This is a genomic window from Wolbachia endosymbiont (group A) of Lasioglossum fulvicorne (assembly GCF_964028605.1).
Taxonomy (GTDB): domain Bacteria; phylum Pseudomonadota; class Alphaproteobacteria; order Rickettsiales; family Anaplasmataceae; genus Wolbachia.
The window spans coordinates 904,951-918,128 of the sequence record NZ_OZ034798.1; the positions used below are offsets into that span (position 1 = coordinate 904,951).

Consider the following 13,178-nt stretch of genomic DNA (forward strand, 5'->3'; position numbering starts at 1 on the left):
TATGAGAAATGCTATATCTCTGCTGTTGTTATATAAATTGCATGGGGCAAACCTTGAGTATCTACTGCAATATGGCGTTTTATTCCTGAAATCTTTTTGCCTGCATCATAGCCTTTTTCTTCAGCAGTATCTGCATTTTTTACACTCTGTGCATCAATTATGCAGAAGCTGGTTTTTTCTTTCCGACCATTGTTTTGTCGGACCACGCCAACTATTTTTTTTTAACACCAGCTCCAGAACACTTTCTTTATCTGCATCTGGTTTTTCACTCCACTTCTTAAAATAGTCGTAACAATTGCGCCATTTTAGAAACTCTTTTGGTAGCATTCTCCACTGACAACCGCTTTTCAGAACGTATAACACTCCACAAAATACATCATACAAATCAAGTTTCCTTGGTTTTGTTTTTTTCTACAGGACTCTAGATCTGGTAACATAATCTCAAATCTTTCCCGACTTATATCACTTGGGTATAAACTCCTCATATATCCTAACTTATATATATTATCTCTTAGTTTATTCCTTTCTTGAGATCATGTACAGGTTCTCAGAAAAATTGGATTTACGCGCAAAAAAAGACATATGGATACAAGGAAAGAAACGAAGAAAAACGTGCTGAATTCTTAAAAATTATAGCAACAAAAGAACCAGAAAACTTAGTTTATATAGATGAGTCTGGCATTGATAACACAGAGGACTATCCATATGGGTATTGCCAGAAAGGACAGCGGTTTTATGGCCTAAAATCTGGAAAGAAAACTCAACGAATCAGTATGGTTGCAGCCTTAAGTAGAAGAAAGATAGTTGCTCCATTAACCTTTGAAGGCCACTGTAATATGGATGTTTTTAATGGATGGTTTGAGCAATTTTTGACACCGATCTTGGAACCTGGACAGACTGTCATTCTTGACAATGCTACTTTTCATAAGTCTGGTAAGATTATCGAGCTTGCTAGAGGAGTTGGTGCAGAAATTTTGTATCTGCCGCCGTATTCTCCAGATTTCAACAAAATTGAGCATCATTGGTTTGCTATAAAAAACAGAGCTAGGAAAAACATTCCTCTATTCGAATCCTTTCGTCGTGCTGTTGATTCTGCCTTCCTATGACCTGTTCGGACTATTATGAGAAATGCTATAAGAGCCTGTTCATAATCTTTTCAGAAGTAAGGCAGTGAAAGCCAGAACGACCATTTGTAGGCTAGTATTGAGTTTTCGCTCACAATTTTTCCACAATCTTCTACATTTTTCTAACCAAGCAAAAGATCGCTCCACAACCCATCTTTTGGGCAATACAACAAAGGAATGTAATTCATTTCTTTTTATCACTTCAACGGTTGCACCAATAATCGTTTTTATTTGAGTTGCAAAATTCTCTCCAGTATAGCCTGCATCAACCAGTACATTTTTAACTCCCGAGAGGTTTTCTTTTGCATTTTCGACCATTCTCACAGCACTGCTACGGTCAGTTATAGCATTTCTCATAATAGTCCGAACAGGTCATAGGAAGGCAGAATCAACAGCACGACGAAAGGATTCGAATAGAGGAATGTTTTTCCTAGCTCTGTTTTTTATAGCAAACCAATGATGCTCAATTTTGTTGAAATCTGGAGAATACGGCGGCAGATACAAAATTTCTGCACCAACTCCTCTAGCAAGCTCGATAATCTTACCAGACTTATGAAAAGTAGCATTGTCAAGAATGACAGTCTGTCCAGGTTCCAAGATCGGTGTCAAAAATTGCTCAAACCATCCATTAAAAACATCCATATTACAGTGGCCTTCAAAGGTTAATGGAGCAACTATCTTTCTTCTACTTAAGGCTGCAACCATACTGATTCGTTGAGTTTTCTTTCCAGATTTTAGGCCATAAAACCGCTGTCCTTTCTGGCAATACCCATATGGATAGTCCTCTGTGTTATCAATGCCAGACTCATCTATATAAACTAAGTTTTCTGGTTCTTTTGTTGCTATAATTTTTAAGAATTCAGCACGTTTTTCTTCGTTTCTTTCCTTGTATCCATATGTCTTTTTTTGCGCGTAAATCCAATTTTTCTGAGAGCTCGGTGGATCGTTTGGATACTAACGTTGCCCCAAAGTTTAGCCATTTCCGACAGAGTCTTTCCTCCGTTTTCTCTGGCAAATTTAGCAAAGGCATCCCAGTCGGTAATTTTGTGATTGTAACCTCCATTTCCAAGTTTTTTTGATTGAAAGTCTCCTGTTTCTTTTCTTCTTTGCTGCCACTCCCATAAAGTAGTTCGTCCAATTTTAAATCTTGCTGCCACTGCTTCTCTGCTTCCTCCCTCCTCTAGCGCTTCCATTGCTTTTTTCCTTAAGTCATAACTATATGCTGCTGGCACTCAACCTCCTTATCATCGTCTATCCTTATCTTATCACATCCGGACTTCTATGAAAAGAGCTATATCTCTGCTGTTGTTATATAAATTGCATGGGGCAAACCTTGCGTATCTACTGCAATATGGCGTTTTATTCCTGAAATCTTTTTGCCTGCATCATAGCCTTTTTCTTCAGCAGTATCTGCATTTTTTACACTCTGTGCATCAATTATGCAGAAGCTGTTTTTTTCTTTCCGACCATTGTTTTGTCGGACCACGCCAACTATTTTTTTTTAACACCAGCTCCAGAACACTTTCTTTATCTGCATCTGGTTTTTCACTCCACTTCTTAAAATAGTCGTAACAATTGCGCCATTTTGGAAACTCTTTTGGTAGCATTCTCCACTGACAACCTCTTTTCAGAACGTATAACACTCCACAAAATACATCATACAAATCAAGTTTTCTTGGTTTTGTTTTTTTCCTACAGGACTCTAGATCTGGTAACATAATCTCAAATCTTTCCCGACTTATATCACTTGGGTATAAACTCCTCATATATCCTAACTTATATATATTATCTCTTAGTTTATTCCTTTCTTGAGATCATGTACAGGTTCTAACTGACCGTAGCAGTGCTGTGAGAATGGTCGAAAATGCAAAAGAAAACCTCTCGGGAGTTAAAAATGTACTGGTTGATGCAGGCTATACTGGAGAGAATTTTGCAACTCAAATAAAAACGATTATTGGTGCAACCGTTGAAGTGATAAAAAGAAATGAATTACATTCCTTTGTTGTATTGCCCAAAAGATGGGTTGTGGAGCGATCTTTTGCTTGGTTAGAAAAATGTAGAAGATTGTGGAAAAATTGTGAGCGAAAACTCAATACTAGCCTACAAATGGTCGTTCTGGCTTTCACTGCCTTACTTCTGAAAAGATTATGAACAGGCTCTTAGGTTTTTTAAAAGGACTTGGCATAGCACTCCTCCATACATAATAAAATGTATAGATACCTCTTTAGCGTTAATTTTACATTAAAACTGGACAATTATGCCATATTATGGATAATTATGGCAACTTGCTTATTGGAAGGTCACTTAACCATTTGCTTTCTAATTACTGGGTTTTCTACTTCTACAGATTTGCGTTCAATATGATTGCTTGCCTGTTGAACTAACATATCCACTACTTCTTTTACAGGCTTTTCCCTATCAACCATGCCAACACTTTGGCCAGCCATCAGAGATCCAGTTTCAACATCTCCTTCAATCACTGCTCTTCTTAAAGCTCCAGCCCAGAACCTTTCTATTTCAAGCTGCCCATCTTCTTTTGAGATCTGTCCCTTTTGATATTCATCAATAACTTCTTTTTGACGCCTCATGAAGTCATCGCTTGCTTTGTTGGCTATGGCTCTTACAGGAATTACAGGAAAATCAGCACTTATCTGCATAGAAGACACTGCATTACGTGCGGCCGATTTAATAAACACTTCCTTAAAATTTTTGTGGGCAATTGACTCGTTAGTGCAGACAAATAATGTACCTATTTGACAGCCACTTGCCCCCATTTCTAAGTAATTAACTATCATTTCACCTCTGCCTATTCCACCTGCGACAAACACTGGTATTTGTTCATCTTTAAAATGAGGCAATATCTCTTGTGCGAGAACAGAAGTGCTAACTGGCCCTATGTGCCCGCCTGCTTCCATTCCCTCTATTATTAACGCATCTACTCCCATTTTTACTAACCTTTTCGCAAGGCTTAATGCTGGTGCAAAGCACATAACTTTAATGCCCGCACCCTTGATTTTTTCTATATTAGGCTTTGTTGGTAGTCCACCGGCAAGCACTATATGGCTTACTTTTGTTTCAATGCACACATCTATCAACTCACTCAACTTTGGGTGCATAGTAATTAGGTTTACACCAAATGGCTTGTTAGTTAATTGCTGCGTCCCTATGATTTCTTTTTTTAGCAAGTCTGGAAACATTGCACCGCATGCAATCACACCAAAACCGCCAGCGTTTGAGATTGCTGAAACCAAATTTCTCTCTGAAACCCAGCTCATAGCACCACCCATTATAGCAAACTCACTACCAAGAAAATCTGTTCCTTTTTTCCAGAGGCTACTTAACATATAACCTATATCATACGTTTAAAAATGTTTTGTTTATCTATAAATGTGTGTTTCAAAGCGCCAAGTATATGTAAGATTATAAAGAGTACCATAAAACATGCAAGCATCGAATGTAGCTGATTAGCCGTGTTAGCTAGGTCTTTGTTTTGATTAATCAACAAAGGGATATGAAAAAAATATTTGATCTTTTTGCCAGAAGCAGAAAACATAACATAGCCAGATAGTGGCATTAGCACCATTAAAGAATATAAACCAAAGTGTACTGTTTTGCTTACATTGATTACAAATCGAGAAAAATTTGCTGGAAGTGGAGGAACATAAGTAAAGACGCGAAAAAATATGCGTACTATGATTAATCCAAGAATAGTGATACCGCAAGCCTTATGAATAGCGTATATGTTGAACTTAATTTCATTGCTAAGTGGTAAGCTTTTCATATAAAGTCCAGAGCAAAGCATACCGATAATAAAAACAGCCATCAACCAATGGATAACTCTTAAACCTAGGCTATATTTGTCGTCTTCCATTTTGATTACCCTAAAGTAGCATTTATATAATAGAAAAACTATTTTTCAATCAAAATTATTAAAGCAATTTAGATTTACCGACAATGTATAGCATTTCTCATAATAGTCCGAACAGGTCATAGGAAGGCAGAATCAACAGCACGACGAAAGGATTCGAATAGAGGAATGTTTTTCCTAGCTCTGTTTTTTATAGCAAACCAATGATGCTCAATTTTGTTGAAATCTGGAGAATACGGCGGCAGATACAAAATTTCTGCACCAACTCCTCTAGCAAGCTCGATAATCTTACCAGACTTATGAAAAGTAGCATTGTCAAGAATGACAGTCTGTCCAGGTTCCAAGATCGGTGTCAAAAATTGCTCAAACCATCCATTAAAAACATCCATATTACAGTGGCCTTCAAAGGTTAATGGAGCAACTATCTTTCTTCTACTTAAGGCTGCAACCATACTGATTCGTTGAGTTTTCTTTCCAGATTTTAGGCCATAAAACCGCTGTCCTTTCTGGCAATACCCATATGGATAGTCCTCTGTGTTATCAATGCCAGACTCATCTATATAAACTAAGTTTTCTGGTTCTTTTGTTGCTATAATTTTTAAGAATTCAGCACGTTTTTCTTCGTTTCTTTCCTTGTATCCATATGTCTTTTTTTGCACGTAAATCCAATTTTTCTGAGAGCTCGGTGGATCGTTTGGATAATAACGTTGCCCCAAAGTTTAGCCATTTCCGACAGAGTCTTTCCTCCGTTTTCTCTGGCAAATTTAGCAAAGGCATCCCAGTCGGTGATTTTGTGATTGTAACCTCCATTTCCAAGTTTTTTTGATTGAAAGTCCCCTGTTTCTTTTCTTCTTTGCTGCCACTCCCATAAAGTAGTTCGTCCAATTTTAAATCTTGCTGCCACTGTTTCTCTGCTTCCTCCCTCCTCTAGCGCTTCCATTGCTTTTTTCCTTAAGTCATAACTATATGCTGCTGGCACTCAACCTCCTTATCATCGTCTATCCTTATCTTGTCACATCCGGACTTCTATGAAAAGAGCTATAAAACTTTTATATCACTTTGTACTAAATTAATTTCACTTTTTATTTTTATTAGCTCTCTATTTAACGACTGAACATGTAATTTTGCCTTAAATACTCCTACAATACTAAGAAAAAACATAACTATTGAGATGATGCAGAAAGTTCTCACGACAACCTCTGTATAGCTCTTAGTTTTGCTGAGCGTGAACGTGGATTTGCACTTACTTCTTCTATACTTGCTTCGATCACTTTTTTATTTAGAAGAGAGAATGTCTTGCAATCAGTAGCACATAAATCTTTAAAAAAAGTTTTGACTATACGATCTTCTAAGGAATGAAAGGTGACGACAATTAATTTGCCATTCTCACTTAAAATCTCAGATGCAGCTTTAATGCCCTTTTCAAGTTCTCCCAGCTCATCGTTTACCCATATTCTGATTGCCTGAAATGTTCTGGTTGCAGGATCAATTTTGCTTTTTCCACGAAATACCACGGAACGTACAATATCCGCAAGCTCAAATGTAGTTTTGATAGTTTTTTTCTTCCGTGCATTTATTATTGCTCTTGCGATTTTGCGAGAATGACGTTCGCCTCCGTAGTTATATATAGTATTTGCGATTTCTTCTTCGCGTAAAGCGTTAACAAACGTTGAAGCATTTATATAAGAAGAGTTATCCATGCTCATATCGAGTGGACCATCATGTAAAAATGAGAACCCTCTATCTCCGTTATCAAGCTGCATAGATGAAACTCCGATGTCAAAAATCACTCCATCCACTCCGTTTGATGTCATTCCAGCACGTGACCAGTTATTTTTTCCAGTATCAAGTACTGGGATGACAGGAGATGGCTCAACGCTGCTTAGTATACTTTTAATATTACTAAACTTCTCAATGAATAGTTTTATTCTATCTGGATATCTAACGCTTAAATCATCATAAAATTTAGTTACCGTTTCATCTCTATCAATTGCATATACTTTGCAATCAGCTGACTCCAATATTGCTTTGCTATACCCTCCAGCTCCAAATGTGGCGTCCACGTATATGCCACCATCCTGCGGTGATAGTAGTGATAGCATCTCTTTTAACAAAACTGGAGTGTGTGTCATAGTGCTCCATCAAGAGACTCTGTGCATACAAACAAAAATAACTTCCCACTAAAATATATGGAAGTATATAGGCAATAATATAAAAACACTTGAATATAGTCAATGATATAAAAATATTAAGATTTAATAAGATGCTATTATTAATATGATGTTCAAATTTTTCTATTATATAAAAAAAAGTAATGTATATTACTAAATACTAAACAGACTATAGAAAATTATGCAGCAAATAACAAAAGTAATATTTTCAAGTTTAATTTGTAACACTTTATTGTGGTATGACCACATGCTTTTTGGCCACTTAATAAACATAATAGGTGGTGTGTTTTTTCCATCGGATGATCAACTAACCAGCGTATTGAAGGCTTTTGGAGTGTTTGCAGTGGGTTTCTTAATGAGACCAGTCGGTGCTGCTATATTTGGTCACATTGGTGATAAGCATGGCAGAAGAGTTGCCTTATTGCTCTCGATTATATTAATGACTTTATCAACCGTATTAATTGCTTTTGTTCCAGGTTATCAAAGCATTGGAATACTAGCGTCAATGCTGGTAGTGTGTTTAAGATTATTGCAGGGTATATCCCTTGGAGGAGAAGCAGGAAATGCACCATTTTTAATAGAACATGCTCCTAAAAACAAGAAAGGATTTTTTGGCAGCATTGAAGTATTAAGCGCAATTTTTGGTTCAGTATTAAGCCTGATAGCGGTACTCATATGCAAAAAAGTATCTGATTTTGAATCTTGGGGGTGGAGATTACCTTTCATTTTCAGTTTAGCAATGGGATTAATCAGCATATATATGAGATATATACTTGATGAAAGCCCAGAGTATAAAAGACAGAAAAATCCATCTAAATTGCCATTAAAAGAGTTATTAAATAGCTATAAAAAACCTTTTCTGATATCAGTTGGGGTTGATATAGTTGAAAACTCATCTCTTTACATATATCTGGTATTTTTCAATGTGCTTACGAATAAAATATTAACAGTAAATACTCATTTTAATCACATAGTGGAAATACTGAGTCAAATTGCGCTCGGAGGGTTGACAATATTATTTGCTATACTTTCTGATAAGATAGGAAGAGAAAAAGTTATGAAGTTTGCATTTATAACTTTTGTAATAGTAAGTTATCCAGTTTTTTCAACGTTATGTACTGGCGATTACTTGCTCACTTTTATGGCACACATTCTTTTTATAATTCCAATAGCTGCATCGCTTGGTCCTGTCAGTGCATTTATGTGTGAATTATTTCCAACAAAGGTTCGGTACAGCGGATTTGGTTTGTCAAGAAATATAGCTGCTGGATTTTTTGGTGGTCTTGCACCATTTATATGCACAACAATTATCAAAGTTACAGGACAAGAGACTTCAGCTAGTTTTTACATGATTTTCTGTGCATTAATTGGGCTAGTTGCTATATCGCAAATTAAGGGTGAGCTTTCCTCAAGATCCAAATAGTTGCAGATTCAAAAAAATCTAATTATATGGTGGTAAGTGCCAATTTTTAGGTGATAATGTGAATATTTCAGCACCATCTTTTGTTACTCCGAGTGTATGTTCAAATTGAGCAGAAAGTGAAAGATCGCGTGTTGTCACTGTCCAGTCATCGAGTTTACTGAGCAGAGTCTCATGTTTTCCAGCATTAATCATTGGCTCTATTGTAAAGAACATACCTTCCTTCAAGATGAGATTTTCATCTTGATCATAAAAATGTAATACATTTGGTGGAGCATGAAAGACTTCTCCTATACCATGTCCGCAGTAGCTGCGTACGATAGAATATCCAAAATCTCTAATATATTTCTCTATAGCAAGCCCTATTTCATTTAACTTATTGCCGGGTTTAACTTGTTTAATTGCTTCCATCAATGCATGATAAGTAGCGTCACACAAACGTTTTGCTTTTATTGATGGCTTGCCAACCCAAAACATGCGACTTGTATCACCATGCCAACCATTTAAAATCACCGTGACATCAATATTTAAAATATCTCCATCTTTAAGCGGTTTATCATCGGGAACACCATGGCACACAACTGCATTTTTTGAAGTGCAAATCGATTTTGGATACCCCCTATAATTTAGTGGTGCTGGAATTGCACCTGCATTAATTATAAAGTCATGACATAGATCATTTAACTCATTAGTTGTCACTCCTATCTTTACGTATGGTGCAATGAAATCAAGAGTTTCAGCAGCAAGCCTGCCAGCCTTGCGCATAAATTCAAAATCTTCTTGTGAGTGTATAGTTATGTTTATATTTTCCATGTCTTATTGTAATTGGTACGCTTACTTGCAAGTACATAAATGCAATAACTTTGCGTATTGTGAAAATAAGCCCTATGGATCCTAGTGTCAAGTCATTTGTATGACAAGTGGTAAAACAGAAATCTAGACTGTAACTTTTGATTTAACCCAATTATACAATTTACTCATTTTACCATCCTGACCTAAAATACCAGAATTATTTTTATAAAAAGTGTCAACTATTAGCTTTATAGAACCTATAGCAGCAGAAAATACAGGATTTTTATCATATTCGCCATCAAGACCGCTACAAGACTCAGGGCACCCAATTCGAACTTGTTTATTGAATATATAGCCTGCAATTTCCTTCATGCTTGTGAGTTGACTAGTTCCACCTGTGATCACTACTTTATTAATTGGATCTTTCTGCTCTTGAAATTGCTCTCTTACCATTTCAAGTATTTCTTCAACTCTTGGTCTTATGATGTTAATAAGCTCAGATTTGAATACTTGAGTAGGTTCATCATTTTCACTATTTTGCACTGTAATATATTCGTTCTCATCTATTGAAGTTACGATAGTGCTACCATACAGTATTTTTATATACTCTGCACGTTCTATGCTTGTGCATAGCCCGTAAGCAATATCTCGAGTGATATAAACGCCACCAATTGGAACGCTGCTTGCATACACAAGTTTCCCTCTTTTGAAAATTCCAATTGCAGTGCACCCACCGCCTATATCAACAATAGCAGTCCCGAGCTCTTTTTCATCTTCACTTAAACAGGCAAAACCTGCAGAATATGCAGAAGCAATACAACCTGCCATATTTAATCCACCATTATTGGTAATACAGTTTTCAATATTGGTAAGCGCTGGACGCGAAGCAGTGACAACATTAACATCAGCAGATAGTCTTTTTCCGTACAATCCACCAACTTCTTTTATGTCAGTCATGTCATCTAAGTGATATTTCAGTGGTATATTGTGAATGATAACATTGTCTTCAATATATTTCTCAAATGTTTGAAAAACTACACGTCTTATATCACGCTCAGAAATCTCATGATTAGCTGCAATAATTTCATTATGTACATTGAAAGATGAGATGCCACATCCAGCAATATTAATATATATCTGATCTATAGTTTCTTCTGATACTTGCTCAGCTAAACCTATAGTTGATGAGATGGAGTAATTTGCGTGTTTTACATTAGTTATCGACCCACCGTTTACACCTTCTGCAATCTTATAGCCCGTTCCTGTTACTTTATAGCTGAAGTTGCCATTTATCTTAACAATTAGACAAATAATCTTTGTTGTACCTATGTCTAAAACAGCAAAAACGTTTCTCTTTGGCTTTGCTATTACTGCAGAGTACATTAGTTAACCTTATTACGCAATTTCATTTAAATTGTAGCTTCCTTTAATAATCTATATTTCTATTATAGATATAGCAACATTTTAATATACACTAAATTCTGGACAAAAGGAAAAGCAAAACATAGAATTATAATTTTTATGTCCATTTTGTGCCCATATTACCAATTGTAATTGCTCCTGATGAAAGACTAATCACACGTGCCAGTGAAGTAACAGATATAAACGATAAAATTAAAGAATTAGTAAACGACATGTTCGAAACTGTGTACGATGCAGAAGGTCTTGGCCTTGCTGCAGTGCAAGTGGGGGTGCTGAAGAGAGTTTTTGTTATGGACATTCAGCTCTCTCGAGCTGAAGACGAGCCAGTAGGGTATGAATCGACTGGCAAATTTTACATGATTAACCCTGAAATTACGGAATTATCTGATGAACAAGTGACTCTCAAGGAAGGGTGCCTTTCAATTCCAGAGCAAAGCTATGAAATTAAGCGTCCAAAGTATTTAACTGTGAAATACAGAGACTTAAATAACGAAGAACAGACGCTAAAAGCTAGTGGTTGGCTTGCAAGGTGTATTCAGCATGAACTGGATCACTTAAACGGCATATTATATATTAGACATTTATCTAAGTTGAAGTATGATATGGCGATGACAAAAGCACAAAAGATTAAAAAGCAATATGAGTAAGGAAGATCTAGAATTACTAAAATTTTACCATGAAGTGGGCGTTGATTGCACACTAATGGAGGGTGAAGAGGAAAAAAAGTTGGAGAGCAAAGAGAGTGTACAACCCTCTGTTATCCAAACTGGGACCAAGAAGAAAGATGCAGATACGCGCTGGAATGACACTAAAGATGGGAAAGAGCAGCAATCCATGTTTCCAAGTGATTGGATAATTGAAGCAAGGAAACTTGCAGGTAAATGTGGTAGTGTGGATGAATTAAGAAGTGCAGTTGAATCATTTGAAGGTTGTGAGATAAAAAAAACTGCAACTAATACTGTCTTTTCCGATGGTAATCCAAATGCAAAAATTATGCTCGTTGGTGAAGCTCCAGGAGCAAATGAAGACCTTCAAGGCATACCATTTTGTGGTGCAAGTGGAATGTTGCTTGATAAAATGTTAAATGCAATCAATCTTGATCGCACTAAAGTATACATAAGCAATACCGTATTTTGGCGCCCACCTGGCAATAGAAAGCCAACCGACCTAGAGCTTGATATGTGCAGACCATTTGTTGAGAAGCATATTGCACTAGTTTCACCACAGATTTTGGTTTTAGTTGGTGGAATTGCGTGTTATAGCCTTCTTGATAACACAAAAACTATATCAATTTTGCGTGGCAGGTTTCATACATATACTAACCAATATTTGTCCAATTCAATCACCACAGCCGCTATATTTCACCCAGCTTACCTACTGCGTCAGCCAATGCAAAAACGTTTAGCCTGGGAGGATTTAAAGAAGATTAGGGAGTATCTTGATAACACCAATAACTGTACGAATACTTAACACCACTGGTGTCGAGAAGTAGCCCGCAGAAGCGAAAAACTTACTTGACACCCTTCGCCAGCCCCCTTATCATGAAACTGAAGCTATTTATTTATCTTCGCAATCTGTGCAGGTTAATGACAAAAAACTCAGGGTATTTGGCGTCTCGTGTTTAATTTTTCGCACTACGTGCATCGCATGTCTTTAAAAATTTTTAGGTTTTTATCTATGTAAGCCGAAACGCGCTTACAAAGCGTTTAAGACAGCAAAAAACGTCAAATTGACAAGGGAGAATTTGAATGCTAGCTACTACGGGGTTTCTTTACCTTTTTTCCTGCTTAGTAAATTTCTTAAACACTTGCGGTGTAGGTTAGTTGCAAGTTAAAAGCAGCTAAATCGCTCTTAATCAAGCGTTTTAGAATAAAAAAACGCCGATATTTTAGTACATAGTAAATAGCCAACCACCACGGGGCTTCTTTTGCCTTTTTTTTATTTAGTAAATTTCTTAAATATTTATGGCTAAAGCAATTTAAGAGACCGAAAATGGTGTCATTTCAGTGCCCCTGTAATGTCATCCCAGTGCCCTGACTACTTGGATCCAGCCTTTTCATAATCATCAAAACGTTGTATTTTAACATAAAACGGCTACTTTTATGCTTACCAACTTAATAAAATTCCTGGATTTCAGTGTCAAGCACTGAAATGACACCGAAAGGGCTACTGCTGTTTTGGATGGAAACCAGTGTCAGCTACTTGAATCTGCCACGCAAATTGCCTGCAAATTGCAATGTTCGTACAGCTGTGCGTCATGCGCTGGAATGATATCAAGGGGTAACTTTTTATTTAAACAATGATTACAATAAGAGATCTATTGAAATTTTAAAGTTATTAAATATTGACGCTATATACTTAAGTGTTAAAATAGAATGAAA

Annotated in this window: 10 protein-coding genes and 5 pseudogenes; 5 read left to right on the plus strand and 10 right to left on the minus strand. The window is 36.5% G+C overall.

What is annotated here, in order from left to right:
- Positions 1-14: 14 nt before the first annotated feature.
- Positions 15-485, minus strand: a pseudogene (locus ABWU71_RS04980) (IS5 family transposase); the annotation flags it as partial.
- Between the two features lie 55 nt (positions 486-540).
- On the opposite strand from ABWU71_RS04980, the pseudogene ABWU71_RS04985 reads away from it, so the two are divergent.
- A pseudogene (locus ABWU71_RS04985) lies at positions 541-1,106 on the plus strand (IS630 family transposase); the annotation flags it as partial.
- 39 nt (positions 1,107-1,145) lie between these two features.
- Here the strand turns inward: ABWU71_RS04985 and ABWU71_RS04990 are convergent.
- From ABWU71_RS04990 to ABWU71_RS05000, 3 genes and pseudogenes are all read right to left on the minus strand, one after another.
- Positions 1,146-1,469, minus strand: a pseudogene (locus tag ABWU71_RS04990) (transposase); the annotation flags it as partial.
- Positions 1,470-1,496: 27 nt separating this feature from the next.
- Positions 1,497-2,356, minus strand: a protein-coding gene (locus tag ABWU71_RS04995; protein WP_353284129.1) for an IS630 family transposase whose coding sequence is annotated in 2 segments (ribosomal slippage) — positions 1,497-2,032 and positions 2,032-2,356 — 861 coding nt in all. Because the reading frame shifts where the segments join, the coding sequence is not laid out codon by codon here.
- A 62-nt stretch (positions 2,357-2,418) separates the two neighbouring features.
- A pseudogene (locus ABWU71_RS05000) lies at positions 2,419-2,890 on the minus strand (IS5 family transposase); the annotation flags it as partial.
- A gap of 61 nt (positions 2,891-2,951) precedes the next feature.
- Here ABWU71_RS05000 and ABWU71_RS05005 point away from each other — a divergent pair.
- Positions 2,952-3,275: pseudogene (locus tag ABWU71_RS05005) on the plus strand (transposase); the annotation flags it as partial.
- Between the two features lie 149 nt (positions 3,276-3,424).
- Here the strand turns inward: ABWU71_RS05005 and ABWU71_RS05010 are convergent.
- From ABWU71_RS05010 to rsmH, 4 genes are all read right to left on the minus strand, one after another.
- A complete protein-coding gene (locus tag ABWU71_RS05010; protein ID WP_353284180.1) occupies positions 3,425-4,468 on the minus strand; it encodes an NAD(P)H-dependent flavin oxidoreductase in 1,044 nt (347 codons plus the stop codon).
- A 5-nt stretch (positions 4,469-4,473) separates the two neighbouring features.
- Positions 4,474-4,995, minus strand: a complete 522-nt coding sequence (locus ABWU71_RS05015) for a cytochrome b (RefSeq protein WP_353284181.1) — start codon at positions 4,993-4,995, stop codon at positions 4,474-4,476.
- Positions 4,996-5,111: 116 nt separating this feature from the next.
- A protein-coding gene (locus ABWU71_RS05020) for an IS630 family transposase (RefSeq protein ID WP_353284182.1) occupies positions 5,112-5,971 on the minus strand; the annotation gives its coding sequence in 2 pieces (ribosomal slippage) (positions 5,112-5,650 and positions 5,650-5,971; 861 coding nt in all).
- 208 nt (positions 5,972-6,179) lie between these two features.
- The gene (rsmH, locus tag ABWU71_RS05025; RefSeq protein ID WP_353284183.1) at positions 6,180-7,124 is read right to left on the minus strand and encodes a 16S rRNA (cytosine(1402)-N(4))-methyltransferase RsmH; all 945 of its coding nucleotides are present in this window, start codon (positions 7,122-7,124) and stop codon (positions 6,180-6,182) included.
- Positions 7,125-7,344: 220 nt separating this feature from the next.
- Between rsmH and ABWU71_RS05030 the strand changes: the two genes are divergently transcribed.
- Positions 7,345-8,586: an MFS transporter gene (locus ABWU71_RS05030; protein WP_353284184.1), complete on the plus strand. Its 1,242-nt coding sequence runs from the start codon at positions 7,345-7,347 to the stop codon at positions 8,584-8,586.
- Positions 8,587-8,604: 18 nt separating this feature from the next.
- On the opposite strand, the gene map is transcribed toward ABWU71_RS05030, so the two are convergent.
- Entirely contained in the window at positions 8,605-9,387 is a 783-nt protein-coding gene (gene map / locus ABWU71_RS05035; RefSeq protein ID WP_353284906.1) for a type I methionyl aminopeptidase, read from the minus strand.
- A 132-nt stretch (positions 9,388-9,519) separates the two neighbouring features.
- The gene (ftsA, locus tag ABWU71_RS05040; protein ID WP_353284185.1) at positions 9,520-10,758 is read right to left on the minus strand and encodes a cell division protein FtsA; all 1,239 of its coding nucleotides are present in this window, start codon (positions 10,756-10,758) and stop codon (positions 9,520-9,522) included.
- Positions 10,759-10,907: 149 nt separating this feature from the next.
- Between ftsA and def the strand changes: the two genes are divergently transcribed.
- Together def and ABWU71_RS05050 are read left to right on the plus strand one after the other, a co-directional pair.
- Entirely contained in the window at positions 10,908-11,444 is a 537-nt protein-coding gene (gene def / locus ABWU71_RS05045) for a peptide deformylase (protein WP_353284186.1), read from the plus strand.
- Complete coding sequence (locus ABWU71_RS05050; RefSeq protein ID WP_353284187.1) at positions 11,437-12,267, plus strand: uracil-DNA glycosylase family protein; 831 nt, start codon at positions 11,437-11,439, stop codon at positions 12,265-12,267. The genes def and ABWU71_RS05050 overlap by 8 nt, the downstream gene beginning before the upstream one ends.
- Positions 12,268-13,178 lie beyond the last annotated feature (911 nt).